Genomic DNA, 15,895 nt, shown 5'->3' with positions numbered 1-15,895 from the left:
CAAGCTTACGTGGACCAGTGTTGCAACCCCGATATGCGCTACTCGAATCCGCTGCAGTTTGCGGAGGATGCGGGGGCGGCTGACCTGATCGCTGGCGGCAGACTCCAGCTGGGAATCTCCCGTGGTTCACCCGAACAGGTGGTTGATGGTTGGCGGTACTTTGGTTTCCAGCCCACCGAGGGTGAAACAGAGGCCGATATGGCACGCCGCCACACGGCAGTTGCCCTCCAGGTGATTGACGGACTGAAGTTTGCAGAACCTAATCCCCGGCCCATGTTCCCCAACCCTCCCGGCATGCTACGCATCGAACCCTATTCGAAGGGACTCCGGCAACGGATCTGGTGGGGTGCAGCATCCGACGTCACAGCCAGGTGGTCGGCGCAGGAAGGCATGCACCTCATGTCCTCCACACTCAAGACCGACGAGTCCGGAGAACCCTTCCACGTACAGCAACGCAAGCAGATCGAGGCGTTTAGGGATGAGTGGGCCAAGCACGACCACGGCTTCGAGCCCCGAGTATCCGTCTCCCGCTCGATCATTCCCATCACCACTGATGAGGACCGCCAATACTTCATGGGAGGATCGGACCGAAGCGATCAGTTCGGCATGATTGACCAGACCCGCTCGGTCTTTGGCAGGTCCTATGCTGACGAACCCGAAGCCCTCGTTGAACAGCTCCGCGAGGATGAGGCCATCGAAGCGGCTGACACACTGCTCCTGACAGTCCCGAGCCAGCTTGGAGTCGACTACAACACCCAAATCCTCGAAGACATCCTCACCCACGTTGCTCCGGCACTGGGATGGCGTTGATGAGATAGGTTGCCCGCGATGAACTGCCACGATTGACGATCAGGCGTCTTACCAAGAACCGACAGGCCAGCACACTCGTGGCAGTTCGTTGCGGACGAGGATCCACAAATACTCAGATTCGCTACCCTTCTATGTGTGGAGTGGCGAGCCTGAATCCGGTCCGACTCGGAGAACGTCCCATCTGCACCCATGAAGGCCTCAGACATGCGTGTAGGTTAGAGACACAGGAGGATGTTATGGCGACAACGACGGTGAAACTACGTCTGACAGAGTCCGAGAAACGGCTACTTGCGGACCATGCAAAGATGTGTGGCATGAGCATGTCGGAATTCGTACGGATCGCTGCGCTCTCACACGTGGAAGGCGAGCTTGATGCTGCCGTGTGGGAGGACGCGAGGCGCGAGTTGGACGACAACCCGCAGACATTGACCGCAACCGAGATCGCGGCAAAATACCTGTAGTCCAATCGAATGCTCTATTTGAGGCGAGTAGGCACGTAGCTATGCAGCTCGGACCCGGTACTCGCCGTGCACCGCAAGGTGCTGCGAAGGAAACCTGGCAGATGTTGGGGCTATGACAAAGATCGACGGAATATTTGCGCCCACCGTGCGAGGCACGTTCTATGGGGCGATTAATCCACAATTTCGTGAGTTTGCGCTCGCGGGATCACGATCAGCTGGCCGATACTCTAGGGCGCACGAGCCGACGCTCTATCCGAGCTCATCGGTTGAGGGAGTCGAGGCCGCGATGGTCGCGCACAAGGATGCTCGGTCAGAAGCACTGGAAATTATCGAGATTGATGTCGAGCTCTCTCGCATCGTTGACCTGCGGGATGCGGATGCCGTGAACGCACTTGGTATCGACCTTGCTCATGCCATCGCACCCTGGCAGGAGATCGTCGCCACAGGAGGGACGCCATCGTCCTGGTCGGTGCGGGACCGTCTCCTCGAAGCTGGTGCGAACGGGCTCATCGATCCCTCGCGCAAGAACCCAGGCCTCCGGCACCTCGTGCTATTCCGCTGGAATGAGACCGACGCTCCAACGGTACGCATAGCAACTTAGGAAATGGTCGTCGCGTACTAGCGTTGGGCTACGAAACTGTTCTCATCCAGCTCAGCCGTCCAGGGGAGTTGCTCGTTGTCCTGACGGCTGTGAGAGCACTGTTAGCGCGGCTGGCCAGGATCTCTAGGAGGTGACCTCGCGGGGTGCGTACATGATGATTGCGACTCCGAGGAGGCAGATGAGGGCGCCGATGACGTCGTACCGGTCGGGTTTGAAACCGTCCACGACCATGCCCCACGCCAACGATCCAGCAACAAACACACCACCGTAGGCAGCGAGGATCCTGCCAAAGTTCGCATCGGGTTGAAGCGTGGCAACGAATCCGTAGATGCCGAGAGCGATGACTCCTGCACCGATCCAGAGCTAGCCCCTGTGTTCGCGGACCCCCTGCCACACGAGCCAGGCACCACCGATCTCGGCAACGGCGGCGGCAATGAAGAGAATGATTGAACGAACAGCATCCATGCCGTCAGTCTCCCACAGTCCCGATTATTCCCCGGTTTGGATTAACCCAGACTCGTGGTTACCACCTGATGGCTGGAAGAAGTTGGTCTAGAGGAAATTGACGAGTAGGACGTAGGTGAGAGTGCCCGCACCCACGCTGAGGAGTGTGCGCCTTCCCCCGGCAAGGTGGGTAGCGATGGTGGCGACGGTGGCGATGCCCGCGTGCAGGAGCCGGTGACCGTCGACTTCTGCTGAGGACAAGAAGGTTGAGGCGGCAAGGATCGTCAGAATCCCGGCCGGCATCCACCCCGCCAAGACCGTCACCGCCTCGGATTCCCGCAGGGGCTTGAGAACCGCGAAGGGAAGGGCCCGGAGCGTGAAGTTAATGACGAAGATCGTGGCGAAAACCGCGGCTAGGTAGCCAGCATCAAGATGCACGGTACCTCCTCCACGCGTACCGCACGAGGAGTACGACAACGAAGATCAGCATCCCGCTGAACAGTGCCTGTTCGGGGAGAGCAATGATTGCGAAGGCGTAGCTTGCTGCCGCGAGAAGAACCGAGGGGATTTCCTTCTTGGTCTTCGCGGCGTCCAGGGCGAGGGTGATGAAGAGGGCGCACAGCGCAAAGTCCAGGCCCTCAATCGGCTCGGGTAGGAGCGAACCAATGAGTACTCCCGATAGTCCGCCCAGCACCCAGTAAGACTGGAGTGCCATTTGAAGGGAGATGAGGCGCCACGATGACCAACCATCTGGCTTTGCCGCGGTCACAGCATAGGCCTCATCGGTTAACGAATACATGGAGTACGTCTTGGCAAGCGGGTTCTTCACCACGCGGAGTGGGAAGGAGAATGCGTAGAAGACGTGACGGAAGTTTACGAGCAGGCTCGTGACGGCAATGGTGGCGATCGGGGTGGTGGTGGCAATCATTCCGACCAGTAGCAGTTCAAGAGAGCCGGCATACCCAAAGATCGATAGAGCAGGAGCAATCCACCAGGGCAGTCCTGCTTGAATGACGAGCAAACCAAAAGCAATCCCGAGAGGGAACATGCCGAGCCCGGCCGCAAACGAGAGTCGGACACCTGTCAGGACCTCGTGCCGACGGGAGTATTGTCCCGTCACCTCACCCTTCGCCTCAATCCCGTGTGTCATCAACAGCCAATTCTAGCGATGGAAACGGGAGGGGTGGGATGAGCTTCCTCCCATGAGCCGGGGTGTGAGATGCCGAGGTTAAAACAAGGGCAAGCAGGGCCGTGCGAAGCGGACTGCGGTAGGAAGGGTGCTGAAATACTCTCCCTGTTCACCTAGGTGAGGGGGTAGATGACGCGGAAACGCTCGCAGACCACCGGTGAGGTTTCAGAGAACTCAGCATCAGAATGTTCTTCCCAAAACCTCTTGTGAATCTCCCGCCATGCATCGAGGCTTCGGTTGCTTTCACCCTCCGACCAGGCGTGCTCGGCCGTGACATCCTGAAAAGGAACGATGGCGATATCGGTGGTCTCAAGAACTGCGCGAGGATTGCCCTGACCGTCGAGAATAATGCTGAGCTCACCAACGGTGGGGACCGGCTCCTCGTCGGTGAAGTCGGCCAGCAAGGATGCTGTTCCCGTCTTCGTTCCGGACAGAACCAAAGCTAGTAACTCATCGGCGTGCTCGGCTCTGGCACCGAATGCCCAGGCGGCCGGGAGTGGTTCCTGGAGGTGAGGCAACGCTTGGCGCACGTCAGCCCAGAACTGAGAAATGGTGGTCACGAAAGAAGTGTAGGGGATAGGGGTGGTGATGAGGTGGATAGTGAGACGGGGATAAGGAAATGAGCGCCTTGCGGCGCTCATTGATCCAGTCTTTTTGTCTTTCCTTATGCGGGAATGACGTGACTAGACGAATTCGATGACGTCCGCAATTGACTTGTGGACGTGATCGGGGCGGAAGGGGTGCTTGACGATGTCCTCACGCTTCGTGGAACCGGTGAGCACCAGGTGCGTGGTGAGACCGGTTTCGATACCGGCAAGAATGTCGGTATCCATGCGGTCACCAACAATCGACGTGTCTTCCGAGTGCGCACCGATACGGTTGAGTCCGTGGCGGAGCATGATCGGGTTCGGCTTGCCGAGGAAGAAGGGCTTACGGCCGGTTGCCTTCTCGATGAGGGCAGCGACAGCGCCGGTTGCGGGCAGATCACCCTCGGCCGACGGGCCGGTCGCATCCGGGTTTGTTGCGATGAAGCGTGCGCCGTTCTGAATGAGACGAATAGCGGTCGTGATCGCTTCGAAAGAGTAGGTGCGGGTCTCGCCAAGGATGACAAAGTCAGGGTTGGCGGTAGTCATGATGAAGTTTTCTTCGTAGAGCGCAGTCGTTAGACCTGCCTCGCCAACAACGTAGGCACGGCGTGACTCGGACTGAGTCGCGAGAAAACGTGCAGTTGCGAGAGCTGAGGTCCAGATGCGGGACTCATCAACCTCGATGCCGGAGGTGGAGAGTCGAGCCGCTAGGTCGCGCGGCGTGAAGATCGAGTTGTTCGTCAGGATCAGGTGAGGAATTCCCTTTTCATCCAAGAGATCCAAGAATTCCCTAGCGCCGTTCAGTGCCAGGCCCTCATGCACGAGGACCCCATCCATATCAATTAGCCAAGAGCTCATGTCCTACACTTAGCACGTGGACGCAGTAATTCTAAGCTCAAACGACAAAGTGCTTAAAACCAGTGGCGATATCGAGCAAATTTTCCCATTTGCTTCCGTGACGAAACTCTTTGCGTCATACGCCACCCTCATTGCCGTCGACCGACACCTCCTGACCTTGGACGATGAGGCGGGACCAGCAACGGTTCGTCACCTCCTCGGTCATGCATCTGGACTGCCGATGGATGAAGGGGCGACTCTCGGGAAGCCGGGTGCCCGCAGAATCTACTCCAACCGAGGCATCGACATCCTTGGTGACTACGTTGCCGACCGGGTGGGAACAAGCTTCCAGGAATGGATTGAAGAAACTGTTCTCGAACCGCTCGGCCTGTCATCGATCCTTATCGAAGGATCGCCCGCCCACTCGGGCGAAGGCAATGCGGAGGACCTTGCTGCCTTCAGCCGAGAACTGCTCGCCCCCACCCTCGTATCCCGCGAACTCTACGATGAAGCAACAACGCCGAGCTTCGGTGAGCTGACCGGTGTTCTACCCGGCTACGGCAGGCAGAAGAACAACGCATGGGGGCTTGGTTTTGAGATCCGTGCCGACAAGGATCCGCATTGGCTGGCCGACTCGTTCTCGCCCCGCGCCTTCGGGCACTTTGGTCAGTCGGGTTCGTTCCTGTGGGTGGATCCGGACGTAAACTTGGCGGGGGTGTACCTGGGGGACGAGAACTTCGGCCAGAAGCACATCGACCTATGGCCCGAACTGACGAGGAAGATGAGGGCGGGCGAAGACTTCTAGAAACCGAATCGCTCTTTCGTTTCGGATCTGGGCTGATATCCCGTCTTGAAGTGAAGAATCCCTGTCAACGTGGTGAATGAGTTTCCACCTTGTTGACAGGGATTCTCTTGTTCAACTGCTTGAGTTAGCTGCCTGAGTTAACTGCTTGAGTTAACTGCTTGAGGCTAGAGGATCTCCCAGACGTCCAGGACCCCGAAGAACACGTAGGCGAGGATGCCGATGAAGACGGCAAGGCCGAGGACAAAGCCGATGATGCCGAGGGTGGCGGATGCTCCGGAGCGACGGGCCTGGGAGATGGAAACGAAACCGAGCGCGCACCCGATCGATCCGGTCCAAAAGAACACGATGGACAGAATCCCCATGAGACGTCCCGCCGTGTTCGGTTGCTGATAGACCGGGTAGGGCTGGAACGGATTGTGTACCGGGCCCTGCCCGTTGGGGTAGCCCTGCTGCTGGGGTGCGTAGCTCATGGGTTTAATCTAGCAAGTCAACGATGACGGGGACGTGATCAGAACTCCCCTTCCCCTTACGTTCGTCACGGTCAATGAACGCGGTCTTGACCCTGGTAGCGAGTGCGGGGGAGTAGTGGTGGAAGTCGATCTTCATGCCCTCGTTCTTCGGGAAACGGAGCTGCTGGTAGTCCCAGAACGTGTACTGAGCGTCGTACTGGCGGGTGACTTCCGCAAACCCAGCATCAACAATCGCCTTGATCGCGTCCCGTTCGGGTTGGGTCACGTACAACAGGTCCCGAAAGACTTCGATGTCCCACACGTCCGTGTCGAGCGGTGCCACATTCCAGTCACCAACGAGAGCGATCTGAGCATCCGGGTCCGCGGCGAGGCGCTCCTTGCCGCGCTGCGCAAGGGTGTTGATGAAGTTGAGCTTGTACGTGTAGTGCGGATCGGTGCTTGCGCGGCCATTAGGAACGTAGAGGCTCCACACCTCAACGCCATTGCAGGTGGCACCAATGGCGCGCGGTTCAACAACGGGTTCCTTGTCAGGCTTACCGAAGGCAGGCTGACCTTCGAAGGTGCGTGCAACGTTCTCGAGTCCCACGCGGGAGGCGATGGCGACACCGTTCCACTGATTGAGGCCAGCAACAGCAACCTCGTAACCGGCCTTCTCAAACACGTCATAGGGGAACTGCTCTTCCTTGCACTTGGTTTCTTGGATGGCGAGCACATCGGTCTCGGAGCGTTCCAGGAAATCAATCACGCGTTGGAAGCGGGTACGGATCGAGTTCACATTCCACGTAGCAAGTCTCATGCTGGTCATTATTCCAGCTAGGCTCAAGATATGGGAACAGCACTCATCACCGGCGCAACCTCGGGGATCGGCAAAGAGTTCGCGTGGCAGCTCGCAGCAGAAGGCAACGACCTTGTCATCGTTGCTCGCACCGAGTCCGCACTGAATGACCTCGCCGAAAAGATCACGAACTTCACGGGGCAGAGAGTCGAGACCCTGGTTGCCGACCTCGGGACCGAATCGGGGGCGCGCGCTGTTGGGATGCGAGCGGCAAGCGTGGACAAACCAATCGGGCTCGTGGTTAACAATGCCGGTTTTGGTTTGGGGCAGGACTTTCTCGGTGGCATGCTCGACCGTGAGCTTGGGGCACTGGATGTCATGGTGCGGGCGATCCTCGTCATCTGCCACGAGGCCGCCAATGCCTTTGCTGCCCGCGGCTATGGTGCGATCCTCAACGTTTCCTCCATGACCTCGCTTACCGCCCAGGGCACCTATTCGGCGCACAAGGCATGGGTGCGGACCTTCACGGAAGGCCTGTCCGAAACCCTGAAAGGTACGGGCGTGGTGGCAACCGTGTCCTGCCCCGGCCTCGTCCACACCGACTTCCACAACCGGACCAACGTGGACTCCAGCCAGTGGCCCGAGATTGCCTTCACCCCGGTTCACAAGGTGGTGTCACGCTCGCTCGATGCGGTGCGCAGAGGACAGGTCATCATCACCCCGTCACCCAAGTACACGGTGGCTGCTGGGGCGATCCGGATGCTACCCAGGTGGGTCGTGAGGAAAGTTGCTGGCCCGGGCAGGTCCGGCAGGCAATAGCCACGTAGGATGGGGTTGTGAAAATGAACGATACTCAACGCCAGCGTCTCATCGAACTGGTGCGCGAACTGTCCGTTATCGAAGGCGAAGTGACCCTCGCTTCCGGTCTTGTCTCCGACCACTACGTGGATATGAGGAGAGCAACCCTCCACCACGAAGCCGCTCCCCTCATCGGCCACGTCATGCTCGACATGCTCGAAGAGCAGGGCTTTGGTGCCGGTGAAATTGACAGCGTTGGTGGGCTCACCATGGGTGCCGACCCGGTTGCCACCGCGATCCTCCACGCTGCCGCTTCCCGCGGTCAAGACATCGACGCCTTCGTTGTCCGCAAGGCCGCAAAGGACCACGGCATGAAGAAGCGCATTGAGGGCCCAGCCATCGAAGGGCGCAAGGTTGTCATCCTGGAAGATACGTCCACGACCGGTGGATCCCCGCTCGAGGCACTCGAAGCGGCCCGAGAGGCCGGCGCCGAGGTCGTGGCCGTTGCCGTCGTTGTCGATCGTAAGACAGGTGCCCAGGAACGTATCGAACTGGCAGGCGTCCCCTACTTCGCTGCCCTCTCTATTGACGAGCTCCGCTAAGTTCACCTGCCACCGAGTTAGCAGTTGCAGTGGCGGCTATGCTTGGCCAGGGAATCCCACCATCTTCTAGACGACTGTAAGGAGAACGTATGGATACGGGGCTGTTGATCCTCATCATCGTTGTCGCTGTGATCCTCGTGATCGTACTGTGGGCGATCTCCGCCTACAACAACCTCATCCGGCTCCGAAACCAGGTGCAGGAGTCGTGGAAGCAGATCGATGTCGAACTGCACCGCCGCTATCAGCTCATCCCGAACCTCGTGGAGACAGTCAAGGGCTATGCTGCGCATGAGCAGTCGGTCATTGAAGAAGTGACGCAGATGAGGAACCTCGCCCAGGCCTCGGCCGGCAACGCTGGAGAGCGCAGCCAGCGCGAAGGCGACCTCTCCCGCGCGCTTGGAAACGTGTTTGCCGTTGCGGAGAACTATCCGGAGCTGCAGGCCGCGGGCCCGTTCCGCGACCTGCAGAAGGAACTCTCAAACACGGAAGATCGGATCGCTGCGGGTCGCCGCTTCTACAACTCCAACGTTTCCGGCTTCAATTCCAAGACCGAGTCTTTCCCCACCAACATGATCGCCAGCATGTTCAACTTCCGCCGGGCCGAATATTTCGAGATCCCGGAAGTCTCGCGCCAGGCACCCCAGGTATCGTTCCGCACCGAGGACGGCAAACTCGGCAACTACCAGACAGGTACATGGCAGCCCGCCCAGGAACCCGGTGCCCAACAGCTCGGTGGCCAGCGCGGAGGCTACGACCCGGGACGGGATGCTGGAAGACCGGTTGAGGGGGCGCCCTTCAAAGACCAGCAGGGTCCGGACAATCCATCGAGGATGTCATGACAGACGAGCTCGGCCCCGGTTCTGCCGGGGTCGACCCCCGTCACGACCCGGATCTGCTCGAGAATGGCGATACTCGCAACGTTGTCGACAAGTACCGCATGTGGACCGTGGACGCGATCAGGGAAGATCTTGACCGCACGCGTGCCGCCCTCCACATTGCCATCGAGAATCTCGAACACGATCTCAACATCGGTTCCATCGTCCGCACCGGCAATGCGTTCAACGTTGGGGGAGTGCACATTGTTGGCAGGCGCCGCTGGAACCGGCGGGGCGCCATGGTGACCGACCGCTACCTCGACATCATCCACCAACCCGAACCCGGTGTCCTGGCCCAGTGGGCGACAGACAATGATTACGCGATCGTCGGAATCGACAACGTGCCTGGATGTACAGACCTTGAGGCAAGCCCTCTTCCCGAGCGTTCCATCCTCGTCTTTGGACAAGAATCCAACGGCATCTCCCAAGAGCTCCTGGCCGCCTGCCAGCAGGTACGACAGATTCCCATGTATGGGTCGACTCGGTCAATGAATGTTGCCGCCGCTGCAGCCATTGCCATCCACTCCTGGTCCGTCACCCACCAGTACGGCACCGCCCAACCTTCCTAGAAAGTCGCGAAATTATTGGCAGTTAGTAGGCCAGCAAGCCTCAACTGAACCTTGTGCGGAACTCAGAGCCCGCCCCATCGGGCGGGCTTCTTCTTGCCGCTACTCGGTTACGTTCACGGCCATCCCAGACCTCAACGCAACATGAGAATTCGGTTCTTCCGGAGCGAAGGAAGCGTTTCGACATGGCAAAAGGAGCTACTTTTCCTGTGGTGTGCAACTCTTTCTTGAGATTTCCAATATTCTCCCCATCTGTCACGAACAAACACTTGCCATCCGTGAAACGTGGATATGACGGCGTTGTCGGCGAGCGCCAGAGTTAGGTTCTGGTGCCACATGAGACGAGATGAGAGGAGATGAAAGGTCTCTCATCTTCATTTCCTTTCCACTTCATTTGGCCTTTGTTTACTTGAGTCATCAAGGGAAGCAGACAAGCTTCCAGGGAAGTAACGAAAAAGGAGAACATCATGTCGAACAAGCTTTGGATCGCAACCGGAACCTTCGGCGTCCTTACCATCTTTGCTGGCACCGGACTGGCTGTCGCAGACCAGGGCGATGACGTTGTACGTCCGGCCCAGATTCAGCAGGAGAACAAGTCGGCCCACTCAACCCAGACCGCCCAGACCATGCCCTCGGCACAGACGACCGTCTCGGCACAGTCCACCCAGTCCGCTCAGTCCTCACCTTCGGCTCAGACCACCGTCTCCGCAGTCTCCGCTCAGAGCCCGAAGTCTGCACAGACTGCAGTCTCTGCACCCTCACCGGTTTCCGCACAGTCCGCGGTCTCTGCACCGTCAGCACCCTCGACCGCACCGGCACCTGCACGCACCGCTCCTGCGCCTGCTCCGGCACCCGCACGTACCGCTCCGGCCCCGGCTCCTGCGCCTGCTCCGGTGAACGTGTGCTCTTCCGATCTCCGTGAACAGGATCGAGACTCTGGATCCGACCCGCTTCGTCTGTCTCTTCTCCCCATCTAGATGTTTATAAGAGCCATCTCCTGCGCCTGCTCCTTCACCCGCACGTACCGCTCCGGCCCCGGCTCCTGCGCCTGCTCCGGTGAAGGCCGCCCCCGCACCCGTCCACTCGGCTCTGTCACCGGTGTCGGCTCAGTCCGCAGTTTCCGCTCCGTCGGCAGACTCCGGTTACTCGGCACCGTCTGCTGACTCGGCTGACTAAGGGCGCTGTGCCCCGCACTTCTCTGACGCGAGTGCTCGCAGCCGTGATGCACAAGTGAATAAAACTGAATGAATGAGTGGGAGGCACCGGATGAGGTCCGGTGCCTCCCACTTTGAGTTTTTCGGACGCTATTTGTGGCTTCCGTTAAGACGCTGGTTGATCTCTTCCAGTGTGCTGTCGATCGGGGAATTGAGTCGAATGTCGGCCATGCGATCCGCCACAGTTGGCCCTTTATTGATAATCGCGAGGTCGGCTCCCGAGGAGAGGCCCTGGGTGACGACCCACATGCCAGTCATCACCTTCAAGCTAGTTCCCAGCACGAGGAGGGTGCGTGCCTCCCGGGCATAGTCGAAGGCTTGATCGATGGCGTGCACGCCATCACCGAAGAAGACGATGTCAGGCTTGAGGGGGCCTCCGCACCTGTCGCAGGGTGCTACCTTAAACGTTGAGCGCTTCGCCTCTTCTGGCTGGGCCTCGGCCAGGATCGCCACGTTCTTCGGATCAGGGTCGTCTTTCGTGTTGGGATTGAGTTCGCGTAGCCGAGCATCGAGTTCGCTCCGCGGGGTGATTGTTTCGCAGTGGAGACAGACAACGCGGGTGAATGACCCGTGCATCTCCGCTACCTTTTCCGACCCGGCTTTGAAGTGGAGGCCGTCAACGTTCTGGGTGGCGGTGCCGAGAATGATTCCTTCCCGTTCCCATCCGGCCAAGATCTCGTGCCCCCGCGAAGGCGGCAGTGCTTCGAGTGCCTTCCAGGACTCTTGGTTGCGCTGCCACACCCAGCGTTGCCACATGGGGGAGGAGATGAACATGTCGTAGTCGACACTGGGTGCCTCTGCGCCGCCGCTACCCCGATAGTCCGGCAGGCCGGCCCCCGTCGAGAGGCCGGCCCCGGTCACGGCAACGACGCCCCCGCCGGCGATGAGCTCGGTCAGGTCCTCCACCGACATTCAGGACGCCCTTGCTGCCGCCCGCGCGGCTTTCGGAGCTGCCTCAAGGATCTGGTCGATGATCGCATCATCGTGAGTTACGGACACGAAGTAGGCCTCGAAGACCGAGGGTGGGAGGTGAATGCCATCCTCGAGGAGCGAGTGGAAGAAGGGCGGGAACCGGAACTGGTCCTGGGTAGCAACCTCGTCATAGTTCGTGGCGGGCCTGTCCGAGAACAGGATCGAGAATAGGGATCCGACCCGCTGGATCGTATGCGCCACGCCTTCCTTCGTCAGTGCTTCACTGAAGCCATTCGAAAGTGCGACAGAAGCCCTATCGATCTTCTCGTACACGGCATTGTCTGCCAGTGTGAGGGTGGCGATGCCGGCGGCAGTTGCGAGAGGGTTTCCGGAAAGTGTTCCGGCCTGATAGACGGGACCGAGCGGTGCCAGATAGTCCATCACATCCTGTCTGCCGCCAAGGGCAGCGATCGGCATGCCACCACCGATGACCTTCCCGAAAGCCATGAGATCAGGGGTGTAGGGGACCTCCTGGTCGATGCCCCACATGCCGCTCCTGGAGAGCCTGAACCCGGTCAGCACCTCGTCGAGAATGAGGAGGGCGCCGGCCTTCTCGCATTCGTCCTTGAGGAACGCATTGAATCCGGGAAGGGGAGGAACCAGCCCCATGTTCGCCGGGGCGGCCTCGGTAATGATTGCGGCAATGCAGTCGCCGTAGCTAGCAAACAGGTCGGTGACCGCCTGCCTGTCGTTGTAGGGGAGAACCACGGTGTCCTCGACCGTGCCCTTCGGGACACCCGCTGAGGAGGACATGCCAAAGGTTGCGACACCGGATCCGGCGGCCACGAGCATGGAGTCCTCGTGACCGTGGTAGCAGCCGGCGAACTTCACAACGAGGTCACGTCCCGTGAAGCCCCGTGCCAGCCGAATCGCCGTCATCGTAGCTTCCGTGCCCGTGGACACGAACCTGATCTTCTCAACCGGAGGAATGCGGTCGATAACGAGTTCGGCGAGCTCCACCTCGGCCTCCGTTGGTGCCCCGAAAGAAAGACCGCGCGCCGCGGCTTCTTGAACGGCAGCAACGACATGGGGATGAGCGTGCCCCAGCAGGGCGGGCCCCCACGATCCCACGAGGTCAATGAACTGCCGGTCGCCCGAGTACACGTGGGGCCCGGAAGCTCGATGAATGAAGACGGGTGCACCACCCACGGATCCGAAAGCACGGACCGGAGAATCAACACCCCCGGGAATGACGGCCTGTGCGCGAGTGAAAAGATCAGACACTCTTCATCCTTTCTGCCAACTCCGTGGCCCAATAGGTGCAAATGATCGTGGCGCCGGCACGAGCAATCGCGGCCACCGATTCGGCGATCGTGCGCTCGCGATCCAACCAGCCACGCTCGGCAGCGGCCTCGATCATCGCGTACTCCCCCGACACCTGGTATGCCGCAACGGGCACAGTCGATGTCTGCGCAACGTCGGAGAGGACATCAAGGTAGGACCCAGCCGGTTTCACCATGACAACATCGGCCCCTTCCTCAATGTCGAGCAGGGCCTCGCGTAGCCCCTCGGTCCGGTTCGCCACGTCCATCTGATACGTGCGGCGATCGCCCTTGAGCTGACTGTCGACAGCCTCACGGAAAGGGCCGTAATAGGCGGAGGCGTACTTGGCGGAGTAGGCGAGGATCGACACGTTCGGGTACCCGGCCTCGTCAAGCGCATCCCGGCAGGCAGCAACCTGACCATCCATCATTCCCGACAGTCCGAGCATGTGGGCACCGGACTTGGCCTGCACCACCGCCATCTCCCGATAGATCTCCAGTGTCGCATCGTTGTCGACCGTGCCATCTGCGGCTAGCACACCGCAGTGACCGTGGTCCGTGAACTCGTCCAAGCACAGGTCGGCGATGATGACCGCCTCGTCACCGAGTTCGTCACGCAGTGCCCTCAGACCCACGTTGAGGATCCCATTCGGATCCACGCCGGCCGAACCGGTCGCGTCGTGCTTCTCGGGAACACCAAACAGCATGATGCCACCCACTCCAGCGTCGACCGCCCTGCGGGCCTCCCGTACGAGAGATTCCAGGGTGTGCTGGTACACGCCGGGCATGGAAGCAATGGGCTCCGGTTCTGCAATGCCCTCCCGAACAAACATGGGAAGAACAAGATTGCCGGCCGTATAGCCGGTTTCTTGAACCATGGAGCGCATGGCAGGGGTGGTCCGTAAGCGTCTGGGGCGTGGGCGCATGTCAGATCCTTTCAAGGCAGGCTTCCAAACCTGCCCGATCCGGTGTGGGGGAAACCTGGTCGGCGGGAATCCCCGCCGATTGCAGAGTGTGGGCGGTCGGCTCGCCAAGAGCAATAAGCGGGGGTAGGGCGGCGCCGCTGGGCCAGTGATCGGCAATGGCAAGTGCTGCGCTCGAGGCAGTCACGATGATGACTTCAGCATTCCCTGAAGCGAGCCTCCTGACCCCACCCGGATCCGCCTCGGTGGCATAGATGTCGAAGCGATCAACCGAGTAGCCCTTCTCTCGAAGGCCCACCTCCAGTACCTGTGAGGCCTGGTTCGAAGAAGGAAACACGACCCTGCCGCGGCCGGCAGGGACTGCGTCAAAAAAAGACTGGGCGCTCGCGGGAGGGGGACCAATAAAGTCCGGGGTACGGGGAGAGAACCGCGCGGTTGCGTCACCAACGCAGGCGATCCGCACACCCGCGGGGATTGTGATCCCAGCGGCGCGAAGAACCGGGAACGTATGCGGTGAAGTCACGGCAAGCCAGGTGCCGTCCTCGCAGGAGGAGAGCACCTCCTTCAGTGCGTGCAGGCCGGATTCAATGGGGGTTCGTGAGGTCACTGGGATCGCCAGCCACCCGTCCGTCAGGGGCGAGCGGGTCCGGGTGATGGCGACCCTCATGGCCGCACACCGCGCTTCTTAAACTCCTCCGCCAAGCCCTCCGCGAGCGTGACCGGGTTGTTCGAGCTCCGGCGGATCTCGATCTTGGAGCCTTCCCCCGTGTAGCGCGCATGCAGGGCCACCGTCTTTCCGGTGGATTCGCCGAGCACCCCGATCGGGGTGGAACAGCCGGCACCGAGGGCGGCCATGAATGTCCGTTCCGCAATCATTTCCAGCCTCGTCGTGTGGTCGTCAACCTTTTCGACCATTGCCTCCCATGGGGAGCCCTTGACGGTTTCGATCGCCAGGGCGCCCTGCCCGGCGGCGGGCACCATGACCTCGTACGGCAGGTCCTGGCCAGTATCAATCCCCAGCCGGTCCAGCCCTGCCCTTGCAAGGATGACGCCATCGAGATCCTTGTGGATGCGGCTGAGCCGGGTTGGCACATTGCCCCGGATATCAACGATCTGGATATCGCGTTGGAAGTGGCGAAGCTGGGCTGCCCGGCGCGGCGAACCCGTGCCAACCTTTGCACCGTAGGGCATGCCTCGGTAGTCCGTGTGCCCCACAAACACGTCGTGAGCGCTCTCGCGAACAGGGAAGAACATCGACAGTTCAGGATGGTCGAGCGCGGGTAAGTCCTTGGCCGAATGGATCGCAATATCGCATTCGCCAGCAATGAGAGCGTCCCGCACCGCAGATGTGAAGAGCCCGGTCCCACCAATCTCTTTGAGAGAGCCCCGATCCGTGTCACCCTTCGTCGTGACCCCAACAATCTCAAACCCGGTCAGTTCCGGATTCTTATCAACGATCTCCTGCGCCGCGGCAGAGGCCTGTGCGACGGCAAGATCGGATGTTCTGGAACCAACTCGAAGTACACTCATGCCTGCCATCATACGCACCCCACCGGGACCGCCACGAGGGTAGAAAGACCGTAAGAACCGCGCCGGGAGCAGGCTGCTGATGGCTATGATGGGCGGGATGGCGGGCTTAGACGGTGCCCGCCTGGGCATTGACGCCCCACCACATTGGGCACCGCGGAATCAAAAAGAGGAGCA

Annotated in this window: 20 protein-coding genes and 1 pseudogene; 9 read left to right on the top strand and 12 right to left on the bottom strand. The window is 60.2% G+C overall.

The features are described 5' to 3' along the window. Window positions 1-33 precede the first annotated feature (33 nt). From BN1241_RS05665 to BN1241_RS05655, 3 genes are all read left to right on the top strand, one after another. On the top strand, window positions 34-810 hold the full coding sequence (locus BN1241_RS05665) for an LLM class flavin-dependent oxidoreductase (protein WP_147599450.1): 777 nt from the start codon (window positions 34-36) through the stop codon (window positions 808-810). Between the two features lie 236 nt (window positions 811-1,046). Next, the gene (gene relB, locus BN1241_RS05660) at window positions 1,047-1,271 is read left to right on the top strand and encodes a type II toxin-antitoxin system RelB family antitoxin (protein WP_054952720.1); all 225 of its coding nucleotides are present in this window, start codon (window positions 1,047-1,049) and stop codon (window positions 1,269-1,271) included. A gap of 112 nt (window positions 1,272-1,383) precedes the next feature. Then, the gene (locus BN1241_RS05655; RefSeq protein WP_054952719.1) at window positions 1,384-1,872 is read left to right on the top strand and encodes an RES family NAD+ phosphorylase; all 489 of its coding nucleotides are present in this window, start codon (window positions 1,384-1,386) and stop codon (window positions 1,870-1,872) included. A gap of 123 nt (window positions 1,873-1,995) precedes the next feature. On the opposite strand, the pseudogene BN1241_RS05650 reads toward BN1241_RS05655, so the two are convergent. The 5 genes and pseudogenes from BN1241_RS05650 to BN1241_RS05630 all read right to left on the bottom strand — a co-directional run bounded on the left by BN1241_RS05650 (window position 1,996) and on the right by BN1241_RS05630 (window position 4,950). After that, window positions 1,996-2,337, bottom strand: a pseudogene (locus tag BN1241_RS05650) (YnfA family protein). Between the two features lie 87 nt (window positions 2,338-2,424). Further along, window positions 2,425-2,754: a branched-chain amino acid transporter permease gene (locus BN1241_RS05645; RefSeq protein ID WP_054952718.1), complete on the bottom strand. Its 330-nt coding sequence runs from the start codon at window positions 2,752-2,754 to the stop codon at window positions 2,425-2,427. Then, window positions 2,744-3,466, bottom strand: coding sequence for an AzlC family ABC transporter permease (locus tag BN1241_RS05640; RefSeq protein ID WP_054952717.1), 723 nt, complete (start codon window positions 3,464-3,466; stop codon window positions 2,744-2,746). Before BN1241_RS05640 ends, BN1241_RS05645 begins: the two co-directional genes overlap by 11 nt. A gap of 152 nt (window positions 3,467-3,618) precedes the next feature. Continuing rightward, a complete protein-coding gene (locus BN1241_RS05635) occupies window positions 3,619-4,065 on the bottom strand; it encodes an ASCH domain-containing protein (RefSeq protein ID WP_054953815.1) in 447 nt (148 codons plus the stop codon). Between the two features lie 123 nt (window positions 4,066-4,188). Beyond that, the gene (locus BN1241_RS05630; protein ID WP_054952716.1) at window positions 4,189-4,950 is read right to left on the bottom strand and encodes an HAD-IIA family hydrolase; all 762 of its coding nucleotides are present in this window, start codon (window positions 4,948-4,950) and stop codon (window positions 4,189-4,191) included. Between the two features lie 16 nt (window positions 4,951-4,966). On the opposite strand from BN1241_RS05630, the gene BN1241_RS05625 reads away from it, so the two are divergent. After that, window positions 4,967-5,734, top strand: a complete 768-nt coding sequence (locus BN1241_RS05625; RefSeq protein WP_054952715.1) for a serine hydrolase domain-containing protein — start codon at window positions 4,967-4,969, stop codon at window positions 5,732-5,734. Between the two features lie 164 nt (window positions 5,735-5,898). On the opposite strand, the gene BN1241_RS05620 is transcribed toward BN1241_RS05625, so the two are convergent. Both BN1241_RS05620 and BN1241_RS05615 read right to left on the bottom strand, forming a co-directional pair. Continuing rightward, a complete protein-coding gene (locus BN1241_RS05620) occupies window positions 5,899-6,204 on the bottom strand; it encodes a hypothetical protein (RefSeq protein WP_054952714.1) in 306 nt (101 codons plus the stop codon). Between the two features lie 4 nt (window positions 6,205-6,208). Beyond that, window positions 6,209-7,000 carry an exodeoxyribonuclease III gene (locus BN1241_RS05615; protein ID WP_054953814.1) on the bottom strand — a complete coding sequence of 264 codons (792 nt, stop codon included), beginning with the start codon at window positions 6,998-7,000 and terminating at the stop codon, window positions 6,209-6,211. 30 nt (window positions 7,001-7,030) lie between these two features. Here BN1241_RS05615 and BN1241_RS05610 point away from each other — a divergent pair, with 30 nt between their 5' ends. The 5 genes from BN1241_RS05610 (at window position 7,031) to BN1241_RS12780 (ending at window position 10,797) form a co-directional block, all read left to right on the top strand. Beyond that, window positions 7,031-7,798, top strand: a complete 768-nt coding sequence (locus tag BN1241_RS05610; protein WP_054952713.1) for an SDR family NAD(P)-dependent oxidoreductase — start codon at window positions 7,031-7,033, stop codon at window positions 7,796-7,798. A gap of 23 nt (window positions 7,799-7,821) precedes the next feature. After that, complete coding sequence (gene pyrE / locus BN1241_RS05605; protein WP_187117602.1) at window positions 7,822-8,379, top strand: orotate phosphoribosyltransferase; 558 nt, start codon at window positions 7,822-7,824, stop codon at window positions 8,377-8,379. 89 nt (window positions 8,380-8,468) lie between these two features. After that, window positions 8,469-9,218, top strand: coding sequence for a LemA family protein (locus tag BN1241_RS05600; RefSeq protein ID WP_054952711.1), 750 nt, complete (start codon window positions 8,469-8,471; stop codon window positions 9,216-9,218). Next, window positions 9,215-9,823, top strand: coding sequence for a TrmH family RNA methyltransferase (locus BN1241_RS05595; protein ID WP_054952710.1), 609 nt, complete (start codon window positions 9,215-9,217; stop codon window positions 9,821-9,823). Before BN1241_RS05600 ends, BN1241_RS05595 begins: the two co-directional genes overlap by 4 nt. A gap of 464 nt (window positions 9,824-10,287) precedes the next feature. Further along, the gene (locus BN1241_RS12780; protein ID WP_054952709.1) at window positions 10,288-10,797 is read left to right on the top strand and encodes a hypothetical protein; all 510 of its coding nucleotides are present in this window, start codon (window positions 10,288-10,290) and stop codon (window positions 10,795-10,797) included. 327 nt (window positions 10,798-11,124) lie between these two features. On the opposite strand, the gene BN1241_RS05585 is transcribed toward BN1241_RS12780, so the two are convergent. From BN1241_RS05585 to hemC, 5 genes are read right to left on the bottom strand one after another with little or no spacing between them, the layout of a single operon-like run. Next, window positions 11,125-11,946, bottom strand: coding sequence for a Sir2 family NAD-dependent protein deacetylase (locus BN1241_RS05585; RefSeq protein WP_077138294.1), 822 nt, complete (start codon window positions 11,944-11,946; stop codon window positions 11,125-11,127). Beyond that, window positions 11,947-13,230 (bottom strand): glutamate-1-semialdehyde 2,1-aminomutase, encoded by a 1,284-nt coding sequence (hemL, locus tag BN1241_RS05580; RefSeq protein WP_054952708.1) that lies wholly within the window; start codon window positions 13,228-13,230, stop codon window positions 11,947-11,949. Further along, on the bottom strand, window positions 13,223-14,194 hold the full coding sequence (hemB, locus tag BN1241_RS05575; RefSeq protein WP_054952707.1) for a porphobilinogen synthase: 972 nt from the start codon (window positions 14,192-14,194) through the stop codon (window positions 13,223-13,225). Before hemB ends, hemL begins: the two co-directional genes overlap by 8 nt. A gap of 1 nt (window position 14,195) precedes the next feature. Beyond that, a complete protein-coding gene (locus BN1241_RS05570; RefSeq protein ID WP_054952706.1) occupies window positions 14,196-14,858 on the bottom strand; it encodes a uroporphyrinogen-III synthase in 663 nt (220 codons plus the stop codon). Then, entirely contained in the window at window positions 14,855-15,721 is an 867-nt protein-coding gene (gene hemC, locus BN1241_RS05565) for a hydroxymethylbilane synthase (protein ID WP_187117601.1), read from the bottom strand. The genes BN1241_RS05570 and hemC overlap by 4 nt, the downstream gene beginning before the upstream one ends. Window positions 15,722-15,895: the final 174 nt, after the last annotated feature.

Origin of the sequence: Flaviflexus massiliensis (assembly GCF_001375495.1) — a bacterium.
Classification (GTDB): Bacteria; Actinomycetota; Actinomycetes; order Actinomycetales; family Actinomycetaceae; genus Flaviflexus; species Flaviflexus massiliensis.
This window is presented reverse-complemented; position numbering and strand designations above follow the sequence as displayed.